The organism is Kriegella aquimaris, from assembly GCF_900103215.1.
Lineage (GTDB): Bacteria > Bacteroidota > Bacteroidia > Flavobacteriales > Flavobacteriaceae > Kriegella > Kriegella aquimaris.
In genome coordinates this window covers 15,173-39,434 of sequence record NZ_FNGV01000007.1, presented here as the reverse complement: position 1 = coordinate 39,434, position 24,262 = coordinate 15,173, and the positions used below count along the sequence as shown (strand labels likewise).

The following is a 24,262-nucleotide window of genomic DNA, read 5'->3' as shown; positions in this document are numbered from 1 at the left end:
AAATCTAACCTTATCATTTTAGGATAGACCACAATCTTCAAAACCCCACTGATCCAAACTTTGTAAAATTGGTCCCAACGATTTTCCTCGAGCACTTAATCGATATTCCACTTTGGGTGGTACGACAGGAAAAACTTTTCGAGAAATGAGTCCGTATGTCTCCAATTCCCGTACAGTTTGGGTAAACATCTTATTCGAAATTTCAGGCACTTTTTTCTGCAATACACCAGACCGCAACGGTCCTTCCAACAAATGAAATAAGACCAAGGGCTTCCATTTTGTTCCGATCAAACTCATGGTATAATTTAGAGGACACTTATTTTTGGTCATTTACCACCTATAACTAATTGATAATGTATATTTTACTCTTTTAGGCAACTATAGTACTTTTAAGTAAGTTATTGCCTAATGGGCAAATATAGGTTAATTTCGTCCTCTGAAATATACACTATGAAAAAGAGTAAAGCGTATCCGAAGTCATTTTCACATATTGGCATTACCGTACCGAATATTACAGCTGCCGTAAAATTCTATTCAGAGGTAATGGGATGGTACGTCATCATGGAGCCATCGAAAGTTAAAAAAGAAAAAGAGACGGCCATCGGGCAAATGTGTATCGACGTTTTTGGTGAAGATTGGGAGACGTTCGAAATTGCGCATTTGGCAACCTCCGACGGAATTGGCATAGAATTATTTTCATTTCCTCACGGCGTAAAAGAAGCCCCAGAATTTAACCCGTTCAACACCGGGCTTTTTCATTTCTGCATTCAGGACCCCAATATTGAGGATCTTATTGCCCAAATCGTGTCTTATGGCGGTAAACAACGCATGCCGATTCGAGAATACTACCCCAATGACAAGCCTTATAAAATGTGTTATGTAGAAGATCCTTTCGGTATTGTATTCGAAATCTATACGCATAGCTATGAATTGACGTATTCTTCGGGCGCCTATACGAAATAAAACATTGTACCATTTTGTACAACAAATTTAGCGATTGGTTTCTAATCTGAAACCAATCGCTTTTTTGATATGCCGCTATGTATTTTTAGCTTTTAAAACGTACATTTAAAATCATAAATTATAGGAATATTCAATAAAAATCAATGATTTCCAAGCACCTTTGCCGCCTTATTTTACTTGTATGCTTCACTGCTTTTAAAACCTCCTATTCCCAAGAAGTTATCGATATCGGTTTACAACGGGAATTGTTTGTCGACCACCATCTTGTCGACAGCATCAATGGTTTGGCCTTTAAATTGAATAAGCCCCAAGAAGTACAAAGTACGAACATACCCAACGGCTATTACCAAACCATCATCAAAACTGATAGTCTTTACAGAATCTATTTTCGGGATATCCTAGCTTTTTATAAAGGCGAAGGGTACGATGGCAACCTAGGGGAAATAACTAAAAGTGCCATCAGTAACGACGGATATAATTGGCAAGAAGAACCTACCGGCCTCAATGACAGTATTACAAACTACATATCTTACGACCCTCCTTTTAATCATAATTTCACGCCTTTTAAAGATACAAACCCGAATGCGACTCACCAATACAAAGCGCTTTCTGGCACCAGGGCATCGGGTGGACTCTATTATTTTTATTCAGACGATGGTATCACGTTTGAAAAATATCAAGAGGCGCCCATCATAAAAAATAATCCTGAATATTATGCATTCGATTCTCAGAACGTCGCATTTTGGTCTGAATTCGAAAACCAATATGTTTGTTATTTCAGAAGGTCGATTAACGGTCTGAGGTCTTTTGCCCGAACAACCTCCCCAGATTTTATCCATTGGAGTGAACCGGTAAACATCTTTCCCAACCTTCCCGGAGAGCATTTATATACTTCCGGTACGCAACCCTATTTTAGGGCACCTCACTTGTATATCGCTTTGGCCACGCGCTTTTTCCCCGACCGCAGCAATTCTACCGACATCGTTTTTATGAATTCGAGGAATGGCCTGACGTTTAACCGAACATTCAAAGAAGCTTTTATTCGGCCCGGACTTATGCCGGAAAGATGGGGCAACCGGTCCAACAATGTTACGTTGAACGTCGTACCTCTAGACACAATGTATATGGGCATTTTCGCCCGGAATAGTTTGTACAAAATTCGTATGGATGGGTTTGCATCCGTTAGTTCAAACTTCGAGGAAGGTTTTTTTATCACCAAGCCTTTGCGATTGAAAGGCAACAATCTCGAAATCAACTATTCTACCACTGCCGGTGGTTATGTTTTTATCGAAATACTAGATGCTGCCAACAATCCGATACCAAATGTGACGGATGCTATTTCCGAAAAACTAATCGGTGACGAGATTTCAAGAACGGTAACATGGAAGAACCTTGCCGACCTTTCTTCGCTCAAAGGCAGAACCATTAAACTAAAAATAACCTTGAAAGAAGCCGATTTGTATGCGCTGAAATTCAATGAGTGATGAAATAAATGCTGTTTAACCTGGCCGATATCACCACACATCATTTTTTTTTACACCTCCGATATCTTATCTTTAATCTCGGATTTCTTAAGGGGTCTTGTTTCTTAAAATAAGTAGCGATGAACATTATTTCATGGAATGTTAACGGCATACGTGCAGCCGTAAAAAAGGATTTTTTTGAAAAAATCGAGGAGATGTCCCCCGATATTCTCTGTCTACAGGAGACCAAGGCGCAAGACGATCAAGTCGCCACTACCCTTTCCCCTTTAAAAAAATATCAAATCGCCTATAATTCGGCCGATAGAAAAGGATATTCGGGAACGGCTTTGTTGAGCAAAATAAAACCCCTCGACCTTGTACATGACATAGGTATTGCCGATCATGATTTGGAAGGGCGTGTGCAATGCGCCGAATATGAAGATTTCTATCTTGTGAACGTTTATGTGCCCAATTCGGGACAAAAACTAGAACGTTTGGAATATCGAAAACAATGGGATGCCGATTTTTTGAACTACTTGAAGAACCTCGAAAAGACCAAGCCCGTTATTGCCTGTGGTGATTTTAATGTTGCGCACAGGGCAATCGATTTAAAGAACGATAAATCAAACTATAACAAAACCGCTGGGTATACCCAAATTGAAATCGACGGTATGGATAATTTTATCAATTCCGGCTTTGTTGATTCTTTTCGGCATTTGTATCCCGATACGGTAGCCTATACCTACTGGAGCTATCGTTTCAAAGCGCGGGAACGCAATACCGGCTGGCGTATCGATTATTTCCTGGTAAGTGAAATTTTGGTCGAAAAGATAAAAGATGTAACGATTTTGTCCGATGTTTACGGCTCCGACCATTGCCCTATCAGTCTTGAAATCGATATTTAAAAACAAAAAATCGCGCAGTATCCTAAAGGCATCCCTATCAATTTGAAAATCTAAATACAATCAATCGGAAGGAGCTAGCTACTTGAAAATGATAAAAATCAGTTCGTACCATTTTTTTTGAACCTACTTTTATCCTAAATAACACCAATATGTCCGTAGATAATTTTGGAATCAAGGGGTTGACCGATTCTGAGGTAACCCAATCAAGAGAAACCTACGGAACAAATACCCTTACCGGCAAAAAAGAGAACAAAATTTTAGAGGCTATCAAGGGCATTCTTAAAGAACCGATGGTCATTTTACTATTGGTGACTTCCGGTATTTATTTCATTAGCGGCAATTTTGGCGATGGTATTTTTATGGTTACTGCGATACTATTGGTTGGCTCCATATCGCTCTATCAAGATTCTAGAAGTCAAAAGGCGCTTGAAAAGCTTAAAAGCCTTACCCAACCAAACTGTACTGCTATCCGAAATGGCGAAGTTGTAGAGATACCCAACGAAGAACTCGTCATCGGCGACAGCCTAATGGTAGCTGAAGGCGAAACCATACCGGCCGATGGCCCCATTGTATATTCAAACGATTTTTCGGTCAATGAATCCATTCTAACCGGAGAAGCCCTTTCGGTATCCAAAGATGCAGGCAAGTCTGATAATCTTATCCATCGCGGCACTTCAGTAGCAAGCGGAATGGCGATTATTACCGTCACCGCTATCGGCGATAAAACACAACTGGGTAAAATTGGAAAAAGCCTCGAATCGATTCAAACGGAGAAAACGCCACTCGAGCGACAGATATCAGACTTTGTAAAGAAAATGGCCATTGCCGGAGTTCTTACCTTCCTCTTGGTCTGGGGCATTAATTATTTTAGGTCGTACGATTTTTTAGACAGCCTACTCAAGGCCCTTACCTTGGCGATGAGTATTCTCCCCGAAGAAATTCCTGTTGCCTTTACCACTTTTATGGCTTTGGGGTCTTGGCGACTCATGAAAATGGGTATCGTGGTCAAACAAATGAAGACTGTGGAAACATTGGGAAGTGCAACCGTTATTTGCACGGACAAGACGGGTACCCTTACCCAAAATAAGATGAGTTTAGTCAAGGTTTATACGCTGGACTTAAAAAAAATTAGCTCGACCAAAGAGGAATTGGCTTCCGAAGAAAAAGAGTTGATAACTTCTGCGATGTGGGCAAGCGAACCCATTCCCTTCGACCCAATGGAAATAGCCTTACATGAAGCCTATTCAAAATTGGCTCCCATTGATGAACGACCGAACTATACCATGGTTCATGAATACCCCTTAGGCGGTAAACCACCAATGATGACGCATCTTTTTGAAGATGCAAACGGTCATCGCATTATCGCGGCCAAGGGAGCACCGGAAGCTTTTCTAGCTATTTCGAACCTAACCGTAGAAGGCAAAGAACTGATTTTAGAAAACGTAAGAATTTTAGGCAAAGAAGGGTACCGTCTACTAGGTGTAGGAACGAGTCATTTTGAGGGCACGGATTTTCCCAAAAAGCAACAAGACTTTCATTTTGAATTTAAGGGGATCGTTGCATTTTATGACCCACCGAAAGAAAACATACGAACCGTACTCAAAGATTTTGACAAGGCCGGAATCGATGTCAAACTGGTAACCGGCGACAATGCGGCAACGGCAGCTGCTATAGCCAAGGAAATCGATTTTAAATATTATGAAAAGGGCATTTCAGGCGATGAACTGATGCAATTGACTGACGCTGAACTGCAACAAACGGTCAAAAATACCTACGTGTTCACGAGAATGTTTCCCGAGGCTAAATTGCGTATCATCAATGCTATAAAAGCAAATAACGAAATTGTGGCCATGACGGGTGATGGTGTAAACGACGGACCCGCACTTAAGGCTGCACATATTGGCATTGCGATGGGTAAAAAAGGAACGGAAATCGCGAAACAGGCCGCTTCATTGAACTTGGTAGACGATGACCTCTCTAAAATAGCGGATGCTATTGCCATGGGTCGAAAAATCTATGCCAACCTTAAAAAGGCAATTCAGTATATCATCTCGATTCACATACCCATCATTTTAACGGTGTTTATTCCCCTGGCTTTGGCATGGGTCTACCCCACCATATTTTCACCTTCCCATGTTATTTTATTGGAATTGATTATGGGGCCTACCTGTTCTATAGCTTATGAGAACGAACCGATGGAAAAAAACACCATGGTGCAAAAACCAAGGCCATTTACGAATACGTTTTTTAAGTTTAAGGAGCTGGTAACCAGCATAGTTCAGGGGCTAGCTATTACTATGGGAGCGCTATCGGTATATCAATATGCCGTGCTACAGAATTTTGATGAATCTATTACGAGAACCATGGTTTTTATGGTCTTGATCTGGGCAAATATCTTTTTGACCTTGGTCAATCGTTCCTTTTATTTTTCGATAATCACCACGCTTAAATATAAAAACAAACTGGTTCCTATAATCATCGGAATCACGATTGTCATGGCCGCCTTGTTACTTTTTGTGCCACCCTTGACCCAGTTCTTTGAGTTCACAACTTTAAATGCAAATCAATTGCTGGTCTCTTTATTTGCTGGGGGTGTTTCCGTACTTTGGTACGAATTCGTAAAAATGTACCGAAGATTAAAAAAGCGGTAAGCCATAATCAGATTATAGTTTTTCCCCGAACGCCAAATCTCCCGCGTCGCCTATTCCTGGTAGAATATACCCTCTACTGTCTAATTCTGGATCAATGGCGGCAATCCATAAGTGTGTGGTTTCAGGAAAAACGTTTATGAGGTGCTCAATTCCTTCAGTAGCACCAATTACCGAAATGATGTGTATTTGTTTTGGTTTGCCATGGTTTTTAAATGCACTCAGTACATTTTCCAAGGTGCGACCCGTTGCCAGCATCGGATCACAGAGTATTAATGTTTTATCGGCTAAAGAAGGGGAAGCTAAATATTTCACAATAACCTCAAAGGCATCTTCTCCATCATGATGATCACGATAGGCAGAAATAAATGCATTCTCGGCATCATCAAAATAATTTAGCACTCCCTGATGTAACGGCAGACCCGCTCGTAAAATGGAACAGAGTACCAGTTTATCATTGGGTAATAACATTGCTTTCCTTCCCAAGGGCGTTTCGACAATTTCATCGTCATAACTTAGCGTCTTGCTCAATTCGTAGCTCAATACCTCGCCAATGCGCTCAATATTCCTTCGAAACCGCATCTTGTCTTTTTGAATTTCCTTATCCCTTATTTCCTTTACAAATTGAGCTAATCGCGAATTTGCAGTTCCTAAATCATGAATAATCATTTGGTATCGAATTTATTTAAAGATACTGATTTCAATAAAGTTACAGGCTACCATTACAGATTTCATTATTGTAGCAGTGTCATTTCAATAACATGTAAAATATGGTCCATTAGGGTGAGGCAATATGATGATAATACGTTTAAAAACTTTAAATTTGAGATATGCAGGTTTTCGAAAAAAACAATAACATATTCAATCTCCTTTCCGAGGGTGTGTCTGAAGGCATCATCGTTGTCAACACCGAACAGTTTATAACAGCGACCAATTCTTCTGCAGAGCAAATGTTCGGCTACGATAAAAATGAACTTATCGGCAAGCATTTAGATACGCTTATTCCCAAAAGGTATCTGAAGAACCACGGCCACCATGTCGACAGTTTTGTCAAAAAGAGTGAAAAACGTCAAATGGGACATGGGCGTGATTTATACGGTATTCGTAAGAATGGTGAGGAGTTTGCACTAGAGGCCGGTTTAAACCCATTTGAACTTTTTGGTTCGACTTACATAATGGCCCTTATCATTGATATCACCGAGCGCAAGGCAAGGGAAAGGGAACTTAGCCATTGGGCCCGTATTTTTGATGAATCGCTGAACGAAATTTATGTTTTTGACGCCGAATCGTTACTTTTTACCAATGTCAACAAAGAAGCACAGCGCAACATAGGCTATAGTATAGAGGAGCTGATGACAATGGCTCCTTTTGACATCAAACCTGAGTTCGAAAGATCGGAATTCCTAAATCTCATCGCACCCCTTCAGGAAGGCAAGGAGGACAAATTAAAATTCGAGACGTTACATGGCAGAAAAGATGGCTCTACTTATCCTGTAGAAGTTCATCTTCAGCCCTCTGCAGTGGGCGATAGAAACGCTTTTGTGGCTATTATTCTCGATATTACCGAACGAACGAACTACACCCAAAAACTAGAGAAAACCGTCGAAGAGCGTACCAAACAATTAAGGGATGCCTTAATCAAAGAAAAAGAACTGAACGAATTAAAGACCCGGTTCCTATCTTTAGTATCCCATGAATTCAAAACACCGCTCAGTGCTATATTGACATCGGTTACGCTACTTGGCAAATATACCACGGCCGACCAACAAGAAAAGCGCGACAAGCACGTAGCTACCATTCAGAACAAGGTTAAATATTTAGATACCATCTTAAATGATTTTCTATCGGTAGAGCGCTTGGCGTCAGGTAAAATCAATTATAAAATCGAAACTTTTCCGTTGAGTAAAATTGTCAATGAAGTGATTTATAATGCCAATATGCTTCTCAAGAACGGACAACGAATACGATATCCTGAAGATATTGATGATATTCTCATAGCCTTCGATGAAAAGACTTTGGAGCTCGTACTTTCTAATTTAATTCACAACGCCATTAAGTACTCCCCCGAAGATTCCACAATAGATATTTTGGTGGAAAAAGATATTGACAAATTATCGTTAAAGATTGTCGATACGGGTATGGGTATACCAAAAAGTGACCAAAAACATATATTCAACCGCTATTTTAGAGCGGAAAATGCATTATTGACCCAAGGCACGGGTATAGGGCTGAACATTGCCAAGCAACATCTGGAGAATTTAGGGGCTACCCTTGATTTTTTTAGTGAAGAAAACAAAGGCTCGACCTTTATTGTTAATATCCCAAAAAAACTTAATACCAACTAGTGTATGAAAACAGTTTTATTGATTGAGGACGACAGGGCGTTACGGGAAAATACAGAAGAACTTTTGGAGCTTTCTGGCTATTCCGTTTTAACGGCCCCAAATGGAAAAATTGGGATAGAAACGGCGAAGCAGAAACTTCCTGATATTATTATTTGCGATATCATGATGCCCGAAGTAGATGGTTACGGCGTACTAGAAAACCTTTCGAATGCTCCAGAAACCCAACACATTCCCTTTATTTTTCTTTCCGCAAAAACGGAACATAAAGAAATTAGGAGAGGAATGGATCTTGGCGCAGACGATTACCTAACAAAACCTTTCGACGAAGAAGACCTTATCAGCGCTATTGAGAGTCGATTGGCAAAGACACAACTGTTAAATCGCATGTCTGGAGAAATGACGAAAACCCCTGAGTTTTCAGAAGATGAAATGCGCACATTGCACGAACTGAAGAACTTTTTTGATGATAATGGGGAAATTGTAAACTTCGAACAGGGAGAAATGGTGTATCAAGAAGGCATGCACTCACATAAAATATTTTTAATATTAAAAGGGGTCGTCAAATGCCATTGTATGGATGCTGATGGTAAGGAGCTTACCACATCACTATATAGAGCCGATGATTTCTTAGGGTTTACATCGGTAATGAAAAATATACCGCATCAAGAATCGGCTACGGCCCTTGAGACGGTAGAACTTGCCGCCATTGCCAAGGAAGACCTAAAGACCATCCTCGAAAAAAACCATAATATTTCTTTGGAACTCATGGAATTGCTAGCCAACGACCTAAGCGAAGCCAAAGCTCAACTGTTACAAATGGCGTATAGTTCGGTTCGAAAGAAGACTGCCAAGACCCTTTTACAATTTGCCGAAATCATGAATAACCAAAAAGAAGGTGATATCAAAATCTCTCGAAACGATTTGGCCAGTGTAGCAGGTATCGCCACCGAGAGTCTTATTCGTACCCTATCGGGATTCAAAAAAGAAGGGCTCATAGATATTGAAGGAAGAAATATACGTATCAAGAAACTTAAAGCTTTGGAACTTATGAGTTAGTGAAACCTTTATACTTTTCCTATGATTTGATCGATGGAATTATTGAACAAGCGTTTTGGTACTGCCGCTTGGACCTTTATAAAAGCGAATTTATAATCATGGAGATAACAATCTCTTCAAACTGACCAATATCATAGTTTCTAAGTTTCTCACACCTTAGTTTTAGGTCTATTTAAATCTAAAATCATGATACGAATTCTATGTCCTACCGATTTTTCCGATAATGCCTTCGAAGCCATTAAATATGCACTTCTTGCCTATAAAAATGAAGAATGCACTTTTTATTTGCTAAATACCTACTCTCCTGCGGTTTATCAATCGGAATACCTTATTGGGAGTCCCGGTCAGATTGGGTTGGGCGATGTGCTAAAAACTTCTTCCACCACCCAATTGGAAAATCTCAAAAATAGATTGATAGATGAATTCAAAAACCCCAACCACAGCTTCATCGTACATTCAGCCTTTAATACCCTTCTGGGGGAGATTTCGGAGACCGTAACGAATGAAAAAATCGATTTGGTTGTTATGGGAACCAAGGGAGCCACCGGAGCCCAGGAAATTTTATTTGGCACCAATACGGTACATGTCATCAAACGGGCTAAATGCCCTGTAATCGCCGTTCCACCAAATTTCGAATTTGAAGCTCCTAAAGAAATTTTGTTTCCCACCGATTATGAAATCGAGTACGCCAAAAAACTAATTGAGCCGGTTCTCGTAATTGCAAAAAACCACCAATCTAGAATAAACGTAATGCATGTTCATACAGGGCTAGATTTGGATACGGAACAGCAAAAACACAAAGTGTTACTTGAAAAATTATTGGGCACCACGGCGCTTTTCCATGAAGTTCCCAATAACGAAATCATCAGTGCAGTAAATGCCTTTCAAGCGAGTAGTAAAATAAATCTTTTGGTGATGGTACAAAACAAGCATACCTTTTTAGAACGACTTTTTATCGAACCCGTCATAAAAAAAATAGGATTTCATGTAACCGTACCTTTTATGGTTCTTCCTCAAGTCTAGACAAACTAGGAAAGGTATAACCCAAGGGACTAAAAACCGCGTTGAAACAAATGATAATACGCCTCGTTGGCGTTGATTTTGTCCTTGAACTCACGAACTGAAGTACGGGCGTCGATCACCAATAATTCGAGGCCAGCCATTTCGGCAAAATCTTCCATATATTCGGTTGTCAGCGCTTGGCTATATACCGTATGGTGGGCTCCTCCGGCAAGAATCCAAGAAGTGGCGGCAGTTTCTAAATCGGGTTTGGCATCCCATAACACCCTTGCTACGGGTAGTTTTGGAAGTGCACCCATGGGTTTTACCGCTTCTACCTCGTTGACAATAAGCCGGAACCTATTGCCCATATCTATCAAAGACACATTGATTGCGCTTCCTGCAGGCGAATTAAAAACCAATCGAACGGGGTCTTCCTTGCCACCGATACCCAGCGGATGTATCTCACAGGATACTTGTTCATCGGCAACTGATGGACAGATTTCCAGCATGTGAGATCCCATCACATAGGCTTTTTCAGGGGTAAAATGATAGGTATAGTCTTCCATAAAGGATGTTCCCCCTTCCAGACCGACGTTCATTACTTTCATGGCGCGCAGCAACGCTGCCGTTTTCCAATCGCCTTCAGCGCCAAAGCCATACCCGTCAGCCATTAAGCGCTGTACAGCTATACCCGGTAATTGTTTCAGTTGCCCTAAGTTCTCGAAGGTATCGGTAAAAGCCATAAAGCCGCCTTCCTCTAAAAAAGCCCTAAGGCCCAGTTCTATTTTTGCCGCATCGACCAGAGATTCTCTTTTTTCCCCTCCCACCTGTAGCGCCGGGGTCAGATCATAGCATTTTTCATATTCTTGCAACAATCCATTTAAGTCATTTTCGGAGATTTTTTCAATATATCGAACCACATCGGAGGCATCATAACCGTTTACCGAAAAACCAAATCGTATCTGCGCTTCTACCTTATCGCCATCGGTCACAGCGACTTCTCGCATACTGTCTCCTAATCTAGCCACTTTAAGGTGCTGAAATTCGTCCCACCCTAATGCAACCCTTGACCAAACACCCAATTTGCGTTGTATACGTTCATTTTTCCAGTGCCCTGCAATAACTTTCCTGTTTTTTCGCATTCTGGACATCATAAAACCGAATTCTCGATCCCCATGTGCCGATTGGTTCAAGTTCATAAAATCCATGTTAATTGAATTCCATGGTATTTCAGCATTGAATTGGGTGTGCAAATGGCAAAGTGGCTTGGTTAATACGCTTAACCCTTTAATCCACATTTTTGCCGGGGAAAAGGTATGCATCCAAGTAATAACACCAATACAATTTTTGGATGAACTAGCCCTAAGGCAGATATCCGTTATTTCTTCTGGCGTCTTGACAGTAGGATGAAAAACGATTTTTACTGGAATGTGGTTGGATGCATCCAACCCTTTTACAATTTCCTTAGAATTCGAAGTAACCTGCCTTAAGGTTTCGGCCCCGTACAAATGCTGGCTTCCCGTAACAAACCAAATTTCCTTTCCTGATATATCAATCCCCATACGTTCGAATTATTTGTACTAATTAAGTTATTGTCCGTAATACGCATCTTTACCATGTTTGCGATCATGGTGCTTTTTTATAAGCGAATCTTTTAATCGCAACGCTTGCGGATTTATTTGAAGTGTCAAATAGGCCATTTGGGCAACGGCTTCCAATATTGTACTGTTATAAACGGCCTTGGCCGCATTTTCTCCCCAAGTGAAAGGACCATGGTTTCCTAACAAAACCATTTCGACTTCGGTATGGGAGATCTCTTTTTTCTTAAAACACTCTAGTATTTGAATCCCCGTATTATGTTCATAATTACCCGCAATAAGCTCGTCGCTCATTGGTGGGGCACAAGGAATATCGGTTGTTAAATGGTCGGCATGGGTAGTTCCAAAAATGGGAATATCCTGCTGCGCCTGTGCCCAAGCCACGGAATAAGTCGCATGTGTATGGGCAATGCCTCCGATATCATCCCAATTCTTATATAAAAAAGCGTGGGTCTTGGTATCTGATGACGGCCTTAAATTTCCATCAACGGTATTGGCATCATAATCGACCACAACGATATCTTCGGCATTTAGTTCTTCATAAGGAACCCCACTGGGCTTTATTGCAAAAGCACCCGTTGCCCTATCGACGGCACTAACATTCCCAAAAGTATGGATAACCAGACCTAGGGCGTTGAGTTGCATATTCGCCTCGTAACATTCTCTTTTCAGTTCTTTATATTTAGAACCCATTTAACTGTATTTAGTACTATTTTCTTCTATAAAGTTCCCCAAATCTTCATAAGATTTTATGAGCGCTTCATAAATAACGACCGCTTCGGGTTGTGGTTGATATTCCGCCTCAAAATCACTTCCCATGTTTTTAGCGGCATCTATAACATTATCATATATACCGGCCGCTACTGCCGCATATATTGCTGCACCCAGAGCTGGTGCCTGGTCAGATTCGGCCACTTTTATGGGCATGTTCATCACATTGGCCAAAGTTTGCATAATAAAAGGCGATTTTCGGGCCACCCCCCCAATGCCAATAACACTGCTGATGGCAACACCTTCTTCTTGAAAACGTTCCGCAATTTTTTTAGATCCAAAACAAATGGCATTCACCAAAGCTTTAAAAATATGAGGGGCACTACTGCCCAAGGATAAATTGGAAATAGCACTTTTTAGGTTCTGATTGGCATCGGGAGTTCTTCTTCCGTTGACCCAATCAAGTGCAGTAGGAACACTTTCCGACAACGGAATTGCCTCTGCCTGTTCGGATAGTTTCTTTATAAATTCCGATTCTATCTCCTCCTTCAATTTTTGCTTTTGTTCATCTGTAAGCACTTTTGAGGTCAGTACTAGATTTTCAATCGGCCACGAAAGCACATCTTTAAACCAGGCCAAGACATCGCCAAAAGCAGATTGGCCAGCTTCCAAACCAATCAACCCTGGTATTACAGATCCATCTACCTGTCCGCATATGCCCCGTACCGTTTTAGTGCCTATGGCCTGCTCTGGCGCAACGATTATATCACAGGTCGAGGTACCCATTACCCGCACCAGTGCACCTTCCTCTATTTTTGCACCAACAGCACCTGAATGTGCATCAAAAGTTCCTACAGCAACCACGGTCTCCGTCGTCAGGCCCAATTTTTGTGCCCAGGCTTCGCTTAAATGGCCCGCCACCTCATCGGAGGTATAGGTTTCATTATATAATTTACTTCTGAGCTTCGCCAAGTAGGGATCAAGGCGCCCTAAAAAATCTTCGGAAGGTAAACCGTTCCAATCGGCATGCCACATCGCCTTATGCCCAGCGGCACATCTACTTCTTTTAAATGACTTTAAATCAGAGTGATCGCTTATCATAAAGGTCATCAGGTCGCAATGTTCCATCCAGGAGTTCGCAGCTTCCTTTACCGTTTTATCTTCTCTTGCTACATGTAAAATTTTTGCCCAGAACCATTCCGAAGAATAAATTCCGCCTTCATATCGTGTGTAATTGATACCTCCCCAATTGGCAGCCAATTCATTGATCTCTTCGGCTTCTTTGATAGCAGTATGGTCTTTCCAAAGTACCATCATCGCATTCGGATTCTCTTCAAAGCCCTTCACCAAGGCCAAGGCAGTGCCGTTTTCGGTTACGGGAACCGGTGAAGACCCCGTCGTATCGATGCAAATTCCCTTTATTGATTCCGGGGCGACTTCTGTATTTGAAACTACTGTTTTTATAGTATGTTCCAATCCTTTAATGTGATCTAGCGGATGTTGTCGAAACTGATTAATAGATGCATTGCAGTATGCTCCGCTCTTCCATCGTTCATACCAATATACTTCAGATGACAATTCATTACCATTCGCGGAATCAATCAAAACGGCGCGTACGGAATCTGTGCCATAATCTAGGCCAATTACATATTCTTTCATATTAGAAAACTAAGACTCTGCGCAAGATAGTGCAAATATTTTGTAAGTGTTTATTACACACTATTGTATTTAAAAGGTCTAAATAACATTTTATGCATTTGTTTAAAGCGACTAAGACGCCTGCCAACCCGCCTAAAACATCATAAAAAAAGTGTAGCTCTATGAACAATAACTATCTATCAAACAACAATATGGAGTTCCGACCCGAACGTGATCAACCGAAATAAAACTTGGTATAAAGTAATATTTTGAGTATTTTAATTGCCAATACTTTCGGTTTACACCTTCTGAAGCCTTTTTCAGCTATTACTGTATAATTAAACTTACGACATAGGTCAAAGCCTGTGGCGAATTAATGACAGATTTAATCAATTATAAATTGTTATTTCAACGATTACTATGGTACTTAACAAGTATGTGAGTGAAGACAAGGTTCTTTTAGCGGTAGATTGTATCATCTTCGGTTTTGATGAAGAAGACTTGAAAATCCTATTGGTCAAAAGAAATTTCGAACCCGAAATGGGCAAATGGTCGTTGATAGGAGGATTTCTTAGAGAGGAAGAAAATCTAGATCAAGCTGCCATTCGAATACTCCATCACCTTACTGGATTACACGGTATTTATATGGAGCAATTTTATGTCTTCAGCAAAGTTGATAGAGACCCTGCGGAACGTACCATTTCTGTCGCATATTATGCATTGATCGATATCGCGGCACATGACAAAAAGATTACACATATTGATAAAGCCCAATGGTTCAGTTTAAAGGATGTACCAAAATTAATTTTTGACCACGATACTATGGTGGAGCGGGCCATGGCAAGGTTGCAACAGAGGGCCAAAGACAAACCAATCGGTTTCGAGCTTCTTCCTGAAAAATTCACCATGCGCCAGTTACAGAAACTTTATGAATCTATTTTGGATAAAAACCTCGACAAGCGTAATTTCATTAGTAAAGTAAATTCACTGGATATTCTACAAAAACTCGATGAAAAAGATATGACGATGTCAAAAAAGGGAGCTTTCCTCTATCAGTTCGATCAAGAAAAATATAACAGGAAAGTGGATGAGGGTTTTAATTTCAAGCTTTAAGCCTCACTATAACGACGATTTTCGAATTTTTAGTTTTGGTGCGATCACTACATTCTTTTCAATGGGTACACTAGTATTCTTAACCTGTTCAAGAAATACTTTGGCTGCCATCATTCCCATTTCCATTGGTGATTGATCAACCGTTGTTATCGGCACCTCCATAAATTTGGTAAAGGGTTCATTACTAAAGCCGACTACTTTTACATCTTCAGGAACACGCATTCCCATCTCTTTTAGTTGCTGAATAGCACCTAACGCCGCAAAATCACTCGCCGAAAAAATGGCATCGGGCAAAGGGTCAAGTTTCATCAATTTTTTTACGGCTTTCTTGCCCGCACCTATATCGCTCTGCCCTTTTACAACATACCCCTCGGGGCAGTCAATATTATGGTCTACCAAAGCCTGTTTATAGCCAGCCATTCTTCTTTGATATATATCGAGCGCCCAATCTCCCGAAAGATGGGCAATTCGTTTGGCACCATTTACTATCAAATGCTTGGTAGCCTCATAGCCTGCCTTGTAATCATCTAAGGTAACAGTACTTACACCTTTCATATCGACTTTTCGGTCGAAAAAAATAACGGGTACCTTCTTTTTGAGCACATGGTCAAAATGGTCAAAATTTTTGGTGTTCTTTGAAACCGAGACCATTAGCCCATCTATCTGTGCATTTAAAAGGGCATTGAAATTTTTTAGTTCTTTTTGTTCGTCTTCTTGGGATTGGCAAATAATCACGTGATAACCCTTCGGATATAATTCTTCCTCGATTCCTCTAATGATGGAAGAGAAAAAGTTCCGGTCGATAAAAGGTACTACTACACCTACTGTATTACTTTTTCCACTTTTAAGTGCCAGAGCAAGTTTGTTTTGCTCATAATGCATCTCGTCTGCCATTGCCAACACCTTCTTTCGCGTACTTTCACTGATTTTCGGGTTGTTGTTCAAAGCACGCGACACCGTAGCTGCAGTGATGTTCAGTTTTTTGGCTATGTCGTAAATTGTAATCTTATCCTTCATAATATGTACTCAAAAGAAGCACCCCGACCTAATTCAAAAATCCTGTTCATTAATTATTCAGAATTTTGTGTTGCATAACACTAGGTAAAATATAGCGGTTTAACCCGAGGTCAAGCTTTGCGATATCTTGCAATGCCAAACTGGCCACCAATTTAGCGCCTTTTCTCGACAAGTGGGTATCATCATGTTTTCCTTTGATAAAATAGTCAATTTCATTAGGTTCAAAATGCAAGTGAAGTTCTTTTGATTTTTCAGCACCATAGGCAGTCTCCAAACGTTCGGTCAAATACTGCAGGTCGACAAAGGGGGCCTCCATAGCATCGGCGACCATCCTTACGACTAACGGATAAGCCCCATGGGTATCTTCCAACGTGCCACTTTCATTAAACCTGCGGCGAACTATGGAAGTTAGTAGAATCGGGGTGGCACCTTTAGCCCTACTCTCGGTAACAAAACGTTCAAGATTGTAACGGTATTGGGTATATGGATTCGTGTACCGTGAGGCATCTTTAATCTTTTGGTCGTTATGCCCGAACTGAATCAAGACATAATCTCCAGCTTTCAATTTATCCAAGACTACTTGCCATTTTCCCTCATCAATAAAACTACGACTGCTTCGACCATTTACTGCATGGTTTTCTATTCGAATTTCATTGGTCATTAATTCAGGTAACAATTGCCCCCAGCCATGCTCGGGGTTATTATCAGGATCCTGCTTATCCGCCATGGTCGAATCTCCGATGGTATATACTGTTTTTTCTTGTGCCGTGCCGATTGTTGCCAACATCATAAAAAATAGAAAGAAGCTGTAAAAAAAGTGAGTCCGCATTTATTTTGTTTATTTATCCAACTCTAAACTAGCAAATATAAAGGGTCCGGTACCTTTTGGATCGTTGGAACGTATTTTCTCATTCACATAATATTCATAAGACCCATCACGATAAGGGTCTCCGCCTAACCCCGCCACGGCACAAACTTGATTAAGGTTTACCATGCCGTTGTCTTCCACCGAAATAAGATTATCTAGAATACCTTGATATGCTATTTCGGCACTTGCCAAATATGTTTCGGGCAAATATCCTTTATGCGCTCCTTTAGCAAATACATAACTGAACATTGATGAACCAGAAGCTTCCAAATAATTCCCTTCTTTATCACCCATATCCAATACCTGATACCAAAGTCCGGTCTCATCTTGATATTTGGTAAGCGCCTCGGCATACTGATTAAGGTACCCAATTATTCTTTTTCTTCCTGGGTGATTCGCAGGAAGATAATCAAGTACATCGACCATGGCCATACCATACCACCCCATGGCCCTGGACCAAAAATGAGGAGATGTTCCGGTCTCCTTATTTGCCCAACGTTGTTCTTTACTAGAATCCCAGCCATGATATAACAAGCCCGTTTCAGCATCGAGACTATGTTCTTGAATCAAATCGAATTGATGTACAATATCGTCGTAAGCCTTTTGTGCAGACGACCCTTTATCATATTCTAGGGTATAATGCGCATAAAAAGGATGCGCCATGTACAATCCGTCAAGCCACATTTGATAGGGATATCTTTTCTTATGCCAAAATCCGCCATCGGGGGTGCGCGGCTGTGTATCTATTTGGCTACGTAAGGTTTGAGCAGCTCTTAAAAAACGTTCTTCCTTGGTTTTGGGATACAAATACAAAAGCACATCGCCTGATTTAACCATATCAAGATTTTGACTTTCAAGCGAATACGTCTTGATAGTACCATCTTCGCCCACCAATTCATCTGCATACGCATAAATATAATCGTAATATTTCTGCTCATTACTTCTTTGGTATACTTCTGCACAGGCCATCAATACCAAACCATTGGTATAACTCCATCTTGGTTTGTCAACAAAATCGAGTTTAGATGCCTTCGGAAAACGTTCAATTTCCGATAACATCATTCTTTCCGACCACTTTAAATTTTCTGGTACAATAGTTTTGGTGACGGCAGGTTCCGCTTCCTTCTTTTCTTTAGATTCTTCCTTACATCCCATGATGCTCAATGCCGAAAATACAATCAATAAGTGTTTCACCGTATTGTGTGATTTTTTCATAAAATTCGAGTTTAGCGAGTTCGTTCTTGTTCGATTTTTAAACCTATTTGCGTTCATCATTCTCATCGGTTTATTAATAGGCCTTCCCATTAATTGTCGAGTTTGTAAATAAGATAGGCTCTGAATTTTCAACGGATAAAGGAGTTTCAGCCCCCTTAATATGAACGTTCGTCAAGGTCACATTTTTTACGGGGCTCTCTTCCCGACCTTTGATAAGGATTCCATATTTACCACCATTGGCCACCTGAATATCCGATAAATGGATGTTTTTTATTGTGGGAATAAAATCCCCTTCTTGATTGGCATAGATACCATAATATGTATTGATGCGCAAAACGGCCTCTTTAACTTGACCCACCTGAATATTCTTTACAAAAATATTTTCCACGAAACCGCCCCTCAGCGTATTGGTCTTGATTCGAATAGCACGTTCCAATTCAGGACTGTCCATTTTACAATTCCGTACAAAGACGTTTCTAACGCCTGCCGATATTTCGCTGCCCATAACCACACCACCATGGCCATCTTTCATAATACAATTTTCGACCACTATATTCTCGCTTGGTATATTTTCTCTACGCCCGTCATCATTTCTACCCGATTTTATAGCAATACAATCATCACCCGTGTCGAAGGTACAGTTCGTAATATGAACGTTCTTGGCATATTCAGGATTGCATCCGTCATTGTTAGGACCATGACTGCTGACCGTAACACCGTCGACGGTAACATTATTCGATTTTATAGGATGAATGACCCAAAACGGAGCATTCGTAAAAGTAACGCCTTGGATCAATACGTTTTCACATTCAAAAGGCTCGAGAAAAGTAGGCCGTAACTCATGGCCTTCACCAAAAATACGTTCGGAAACCGGGGTACCCTTCTCATTCATAATACGTAAGCGAGGCAAGTTATGCGCGTCTTTCTGTTCCGGTGTATTCTCTTTATGCCCATACTTGCTATTGCCGCACCAGGGCCACCAGTTTTCATTGTCCGCCTGACCATTAAAAGTACCTTTGCCCGTGACCGCAATGTTCTTTTGCCTATAAGCATAAATAAGAGGTGAGTAATTCATAAGCTGTACACCCTCATAAGAAGTATGCACCAAGGGTAAATATGCACTTTTATCTGTGGTGAACACTACCGTTGCGCCTTCTTCCAAATGAAGATTGACATTACTTTTCAAGTGAATGGGGCCTGTTAAAAATTTTCCAGCAGGTACAAGAACCTTTCCGCCACCTGCATTGTGGCAGTTTTCGATCGCATCTTTGAACGCTTTTGAATTGTCGGTTTGACCATCCATTACCGCACCAAAATCCGTGATATTAAAAATTTGATCCGGAAATTCAGGTACCACGATACGCTTGATAATTTCATCTGCCGCATCAAAAGCGTCGACCTCGACATTGATTGCTTCTGTCGCCTTCTGCTTTCCTTGTTTACAGGAAGAGATAGCACTCAAAAAAATAAATAAGCAAAGTAAGCGTACAATTGGGTAAAACCGGTTAAGCAACATAGATTTCATGTAATCGATTACACTAATATAGAAAAGCTAATTTTATTTACATAAAATACTTTGATAAATTTTTATTTTGTATCTGATTTACGATAGTTGTCCGGCAACTTTATCATCATGGTTAGTACCACTTAAAAGCAAAATAAGAGCATGGTTCACCGGTCGGATTTCGAACCCCATGTGTAGAACCCGAATTTATAAAATAGAAATCTCCTGCACCACCACTATACTCCTTATCATCAATAGTCATTTCCGTTTGACCAGATAACATCAGAATAATCTCTGTTTCAATGTGCTTGTGTGGTGCATGGCTCGGTCCCTTTTTATTTAGTTGAGTCGTGTGCATTTCAATTCGTTCGCACATTGCGGAAGGCCTATCGAAATAAGGTCGGCCACCCCCACGCTCACTTGGCTTAAATACCAAATCATCAGGATTCAATCGCAGCGAACCTCCATTTGAAAGTCCTCTTTCAATTTGCATGGGTTTCTTTGACCGGTAACGCATGACATAATAGGTCAGGTTTCCATCTCCAACATTTTCGAGAGAATGCAGCTGCTGGGGCAATAGCAAAATCACGCCCCCTGCCTTTAATATTTTACTTTGGTCATCAAAAGTGACCTTGGCCTCGCCTTCTTTGATTATAATCAGTTCTTCGATATCTTCATTGGCATGTAGCGTGCTTGGTTTCGCACCTTTCAGCTGGGTAGAGGCATGAATTCCAAGATATTCAAAATGGGGGGAAGTTCCTGCAAGAATAATCCTCGACTCTCGATTCTCAGAAAATTTTACCGGGTGGTCGGCCCAGCGATATATACCTTCTTTTACTTTCTTCGTTTGGGAAAAAATGACCACCGTAAAGAGAAATAAGACTACTGTCGATATAGGTTTCATAATAGCACGTTTTGAATGATGATGAACGGAACCGTAAGGTACAAAATGGACTTCACTAAATTAAGCACTTATTATAGTATCAATGCCTTTTGGGATAAGGGCGCCCGTTTATTACTACAAAAACGCCATGTATCGTTTTATCGATTCCTGATTGTTTCATTACAAGATGCAACCAGTCCAACGAAATATACGGCATCCCTTTTAACCTAAACTTGCATAGTTCACCCTCTTTTTAGTAATTTCTAAGCATCGATGTTCCGCGCTTGCATAACTGAACGGAGAGCCCCCAAGGGTCTCGTAGCATGACAAGTTGGGTACCATCTTCGAACGTATCGTCAGAAACGAAACTGGCTCCGGCCGCTTCCAAACGCTTTCTATCGGAATCAGGAGCTTCAGATACAAATGCCAAGTGCACAATTAATGGACTCATATTTCTATAATCAGGTACTTGATCAATCGGGTTTTTATAAATTTCAATCATCGTATTTCCACTCTCATCGGCTAAAAAAGTCATAAAAGGATGTTCTTTGATTTGCTTGGCTATGGATAGACCCATGTGTTTCACATACCAATCTGCCATTTCTAGTGGGGCTTCTACGTTAATTGCAAAGTGTTCCAATTTCATAATTCTTCAGTCTAAAAGGTTCTATAATTTGTGCTTATAATTTCGCTAGTGCGCCCATTTCCGGTCCAATATCGTAATTGGTCTTATGGTGAGGCAATATATTCAAATAAACGATCATTTCATTTTTTGAATCGTGCGTATTCACTTTTACCCTTTCGCGGCATGCCGCTTTCGATATTTCATGGGGGACTGTTCGTGTAACCCGTTAAATTTTTTGTAGAAGAATGGCAGGGATTCATAACCGCAATCAAAGGCTATTTGCGATACCGAAGCATCAGTATCCAATAACATTCTTACTGCTATATTGATACGATATTCATTTAAAAAAGTAAAAAATGGGCGGCCCATCATTTTGGTAAAAAATCGGGAAAACGATTGTTCTGTCATGTTGACCAGTTCGGCGACCTCTTTTAAATAAACTTTCCGTTTAAAATTTTCTGCTACAAAATCATGTATTCTAGCCATGCGATTACCATATTCGGAAGGAATATCGTTTATAAAGCTTACTTCAGATAGCGTTTTATATGAGCATTTTGAAAGTTCGACAAGGGCAGTTAGTAACTGAATATATAAATCGTGCCCCTGCAGCTGTGAAAAGGACTTTAATAATGGTACTACATGTGCTGTTTCAGTTTTATCAAAAATAAGTCCTTTAGATGCCGTTCTAAGCATATTAAAAACATCGGACAATTCGGGAACTTTTGGAAATACCTCCATATTCCATTGCACCACCATCGACTTTGATTGTCCGCTTTGCTGCGTATTATTTTTCCAACAATGCGGGAGATTCGAGCGTAATAGCACTAACTCTCCCGGTTCATATGAGCCAACATAGTTACCGATGAATTTCGTACCGACGCTTTCTTCAATATAAGTCAGTTCATGTTGTGGGTGAAAATGCCATGGCGTTTCAAAGTTCTTTTTGTCATGATAGAAAGCCGTGATGGTCTTCTGCGCTCCTAAATGAATGGGTTCTAAAATCGGGTCCATGGCTCGTTCGAATAAAAATAATAGGATACCTTATCTAACATTCAAAAGATAGACTTGCTCCTTTTAATAATTTATTTTATCCTAAAATAGTAAAAATGTATCTAAAAACGACAGAATAGTTTATTTATTGGTCAAAAAAGGCTACTTCTAAATACAATTTTATACCCATTTTTGTAAACCACATCGAATCAACACATTAAGACAACAACCATGAAAAAAAGTGAACTTCCGGATCCGTTTGAAAAAGCCCGATCAGCTAAAGGCTATGGCGAGATGAACGATCAAAATGATCCGGTAACCATGCTTTTACGACATAAAGATGTCCGCAAAAGTGCCCATAACTGGAAAACATTTACCTCGGCGGCCATACCTGGCCGTATTGTTGTTCCATCGGAAGTCAATATTCGCGACACCCGTCAAATTCCTTTTGAGGTAGACCCCCCGGTTCATGGTGCCTATCGCGCCATTGTCGAACCGTGGTTCAAGCGTCCGTTGCAACCCGATTATCAAAAAAAATTAGCTTCGCAAATTTCCGCCATTATCGATGAAACATTGGAAAAAGGTGTTGTAGAAGTTGTCAACGATTTCGCTCTTCCTCTGCAATCAAGGGCGTTAACACTTTTATTAAATACACCTTTTCACGAATCTAAAACTTGGATTTCATGGGGTACGCATGTTTTCAGAAGTGAAGGGGAAGCATTGGATGGCGACAAAGCCAACATTCTTTATGATTATATAGATGCCCAGATCGATCGTGCCATTAAAAACCCTGGGGAAGACATGTATTCGGTGTTATTATCCTCTGAATTCGAAGGAAGAAAACTCACTAAAGAAGAAGTCAAGGGTGTAATGGTTCTGACCTTTGCCGGCGGTCGTGATACCGTAATCAATGCGGTCACAAACGCAATCGCCTATTTGGCCGAACATCCTGAATCACTTGAACGTTTGCGCAATGAACCTGAAATTACAGGTAAGACCGTAGAAGAGATGATCCGTTATTTTTCCCCTTTGACACATATGGGTCGTGTTGTAACCGAAGACACCCATGTTTGCGAACATGCGGTAAAGGTCGATAGTCGTATTTCTTTATGCTGGGCTTCTGCCAATAGGGATGCCTCCGTTTTCGAAAACCCTAATGAAATTGTTCTAGATCGTAAAATAAATCCGCATGTAGGTTTTGGTTTTAGTCATCATAATTGTTTGGGTGCATCGCATGCCCGGCAGTTAATGAAAATTCTGTTGAACACCTTAGCGGGAAAAGTAGCCTCTTTCGAGATTCAAGATTATCAGGAAAATATAGAAGACCTCAACGAGTTTCAACGAAAAGTTGGCTATAACCACATCAACGTAAAATTTAATCCATTAAACAAATAATCCATGGCGAAAATCACATTTATTACCAGCGCAAACGAAACAATAACTTTAGAAGGTACCGAAGGCTCGGTCATGGCACTTGCCGTTGAAAACGGAGTCAGAGGCATAGACGGAGATTGTGGAGGTGTTTGTTCTTGCGCTACCTGTCACGTTCATGTAGCACCCGATGATATGGATAAGACGGGCGTAGCCAGTGAAATTGAGAGCGATATGTTGGAGCTGGACGATAACGCAGATGAATACAGCCGTTTATGTTGCCAATTGGAAATTAGTGATGCTCTTGATGGAGTAGTATTAACGGTTGCCAAATAACCTAATAAATA

22 protein-coding genes are annotated in these 24,262 nt (G+C 40.6%); 10 read left to right on the top strand and 12 right to left on the bottom strand.

What is annotated here, in order from left to right; translation table 11 throughout:
* Positions 1 to 18: 18 nt before the first annotated feature.
* The gene (locus BLS33_RS14330; RefSeq protein WP_089890618.1) at positions 19 to 330 is read right to left on the bottom strand and encodes a winged helix-turn-helix transcriptional regulator; all 312 of its coding nucleotides are present in this window, start codon (positions 328 to 330) and stop codon (positions 19 to 21) included.
* Positions 331 to 450: 120 nt separating this feature from the next.
* On the opposite strand from BLS33_RS14330, the gene BLS33_RS14325 reads away from it, so the two are divergent.
* The 4 genes from BLS33_RS14325 (at position 451) to BLS33_RS14310 (ending at position 5,982) form a co-directional block, all read left to right on the top strand.
* Positions 451 to 963, top strand: coding sequence for a VOC family protein (locus tag BLS33_RS14325; RefSeq protein WP_089890615.1), 513 nt, complete (start codon positions 451 to 453; stop codon positions 961 to 963).
* Between the two features lie 143 nt (positions 964 to 1,106).
* A complete protein-coding gene (locus BLS33_RS14320) occupies positions 1,107 to 2,447 on the top strand; it encodes a hypothetical protein (protein WP_089890612.1) in 1,341 nt (446 codons plus the stop codon).
* A 119-nt stretch (positions 2,448 to 2,566) separates the two neighbouring features.
* On the top strand, positions 2,567 to 3,331 hold the full coding sequence (locus BLS33_RS14315; protein WP_089890608.1) for an exodeoxyribonuclease III: 765 nt from the start codon (positions 2,567 to 2,569) through the stop codon (positions 3,329 to 3,331).
* Between the two features lie 149 nt (positions 3,332 to 3,480).
* The gene (locus BLS33_RS14310) at positions 3,481 to 5,982 is read left to right on the top strand and encodes a cation-translocating P-type ATPase (RefSeq protein ID WP_089890604.1); all 2,502 of its coding nucleotides are present in this window, start codon (positions 3,481 to 3,483) and stop codon (positions 5,980 to 5,982) included.
* A gap of 12 nt (positions 5,983 to 5,994) precedes the next feature.
* Here BLS33_RS14310 and upp read toward each other — a convergent pair whose 3' ends face one another.
* Positions 5,995 to 6,648 carry a uracil phosphoribosyltransferase gene (upp, locus tag BLS33_RS14305; protein WP_089890600.1) on the bottom strand — a complete coding sequence of 218 codons (654 nt, stop codon included), beginning with the start codon at positions 6,646 to 6,648 and terminating at the stop codon, positions 5,995 to 5,997.
* Between the two features lie 161 nt (positions 6,649 to 6,809).
* Between upp and BLS33_RS14300 the strand changes: the two genes are divergently transcribed.
* The 3 genes from BLS33_RS14300 (at position 6,810) to BLS33_RS14290 (ending at position 10,403) form a co-directional block, all read left to right on the top strand.
* On the top strand, positions 6,810 to 8,324 hold the full coding sequence (locus BLS33_RS14300; protein WP_089890597.1) for a sensor histidine kinase: 1,515 nt from the start codon (positions 6,810 to 6,812) through the stop codon (positions 8,322 to 8,324).
* 3 nt (positions 8,325 to 8,327) lie between these two features.
* Positions 8,328 to 9,380, top strand: coding sequence for a response regulator (locus tag BLS33_RS14295; protein ID WP_089890594.1), 1,053 nt, complete (start codon positions 8,328 to 8,330; stop codon positions 9,378 to 9,380).
* A 186-nt stretch (positions 9,381 to 9,566) separates the two neighbouring features.
* The gene (locus BLS33_RS14290; RefSeq protein ID WP_089890591.1) at positions 9,567 to 10,403 is read left to right on the top strand and encodes a universal stress protein; all 837 of its coding nucleotides are present in this window, start codon (positions 9,567 to 9,569) and stop codon (positions 10,401 to 10,403) included.
* A 29-nt stretch (positions 10,404 to 10,432) separates the two neighbouring features.
* Here BLS33_RS14290 and araA read toward each other — a convergent pair whose 3' ends face one another.
* Genes araA through BLS33_RS14275 form a run of 3 tightly spaced genes read right to left on the bottom strand, consistent with a single transcriptional unit; the run spans position 10,433 to position 14,350 of the window.
* On the bottom strand, positions 10,433 to 11,944 hold the full coding sequence (gene araA, locus BLS33_RS14285; RefSeq protein WP_089890587.1) for an L-arabinose isomerase: 1,512 nt from the start codon (positions 11,942 to 11,944) through the stop codon (positions 10,433 to 10,435).
* 27 nt (positions 11,945 to 11,971) lie between these two features.
* Positions 11,972 to 12,673 carry an L-ribulose-5-phosphate 4-epimerase gene (locus tag BLS33_RS14280; RefSeq protein ID WP_089890584.1) on the bottom strand — a complete coding sequence of 234 codons (702 nt, stop codon included), beginning with the start codon at positions 12,671 to 12,673 and terminating at the stop codon, positions 11,972 to 11,974.
* Positions 12,674 to 14,350: a ribulokinase gene (locus tag BLS33_RS14275; RefSeq protein ID WP_089890579.1), complete on the bottom strand. Its 1,677-nt coding sequence runs from the start codon at positions 14,348 to 14,350 to the stop codon at positions 12,674 to 12,676.
* Between the two features lie 399 nt (positions 14,351 to 14,749).
* Here BLS33_RS14275 and BLS33_RS14270 point away from each other — a divergent pair, with 399 nt between their 5' ends.
* Positions 14,750 to 15,442, top strand: a complete 693-nt coding sequence (locus BLS33_RS14270; RefSeq protein WP_089890575.1) for an NUDIX hydrolase — start codon at positions 14,750 to 14,752, stop codon at positions 15,440 to 15,442.
* 6 nt (positions 15,443 to 15,448) lie between these two features.
* Here BLS33_RS14270 and BLS33_RS14265 read toward each other — a convergent pair whose 3' ends face one another.
* The 7 genes from BLS33_RS14265 to BLS33_RS14235 form a co-directional block, all read right to left on the bottom strand.
* Positions 15,449 to 16,459: a LacI family DNA-binding transcriptional regulator gene (locus BLS33_RS14265; protein ID WP_089890572.1), complete on the bottom strand. Its 1,011-nt coding sequence runs from the start codon at positions 16,457 to 16,459 to the stop codon at positions 15,449 to 15,451.
* Between the two features lie 49 nt (positions 16,460 to 16,508).
* Positions 16,509 to 17,288 (bottom strand): rhamnogalacturonan acetylesterase, encoded by a 780-nt coding sequence (locus BLS33_RS14260; protein ID WP_089890569.1) that lies wholly within the window; start codon positions 17,286 to 17,288, stop codon positions 16,509 to 16,511.
* A gap of 9 nt (positions 17,289 to 17,297) precedes the next feature.
* On the bottom strand, positions 17,298 to 18,542 hold the full coding sequence (locus BLS33_RS14255; protein WP_089891152.1) for a glycoside hydrolase family 88/105 protein: 1,245 nt from the start codon (positions 18,540 to 18,542) through the stop codon (positions 17,298 to 17,300).
* 73 nt (positions 18,543 to 18,615) lie between these two features.
* On the bottom strand, positions 18,616 to 20,067 hold the full coding sequence (locus BLS33_RS14250) for a glycoside hydrolase family 28 protein (RefSeq protein WP_394330904.1): 1,452 nt from the start codon (positions 20,065 to 20,067) through the stop codon (positions 18,616 to 18,618).
* 112 nt (positions 20,068 to 20,179) lie between these two features.
* Entirely contained in the window at positions 20,180 to 20,950 is a 771-nt protein-coding gene (locus BLS33_RS14245; RefSeq protein ID WP_089890566.1) for a cupin domain-containing protein, read from the bottom strand.
* A gap of 232 nt (positions 20,951 to 21,182) precedes the next feature.
* Positions 21,183 to 21,575, bottom strand: coding sequence for a VOC family protein (locus tag BLS33_RS14240; RefSeq protein WP_089890564.1), 393 nt, complete (start codon positions 21,573 to 21,575; stop codon positions 21,183 to 21,185).
* 147 nt (positions 21,576 to 21,722) lie between these two features.
* Positions 21,723 to 22,565 carry an AraC family transcriptional regulator gene (locus tag BLS33_RS14235; protein WP_089890561.1) on the bottom strand — a complete coding sequence of 281 codons (843 nt, stop codon included), beginning with the start codon at positions 22,563 to 22,565 and terminating at the stop codon, positions 21,723 to 21,725.
* Positions 22,566 to 22,775: 210 nt separating this feature from the next.
* On the opposite strand from BLS33_RS14235, the gene BLS33_RS14230 reads away from it, so the two are divergent.
* Together BLS33_RS14230 and BLS33_RS14225 are read left to right on the top strand one after the other, a co-directional pair.
* The gene (locus tag BLS33_RS14230) at positions 22,776 to 23,939 is read left to right on the top strand and encodes a cytochrome P450 (RefSeq protein ID WP_089890558.1); all 1,164 of its coding nucleotides are present in this window, start codon (positions 22,776 to 22,778) and stop codon (positions 23,937 to 23,939) included.
* Positions 23,940 to 23,942: 3 nt separating this feature from the next.
* Positions 23,943 to 24,251, top strand: a complete 309-nt coding sequence (locus BLS33_RS14225; RefSeq protein ID WP_089890553.1) for a 2Fe-2S iron-sulfur cluster-binding protein — start codon at positions 23,943 to 23,945, stop codon at positions 24,249 to 24,251.
* Positions 24,252 to 24,262 lie beyond the last annotated feature (11 nt).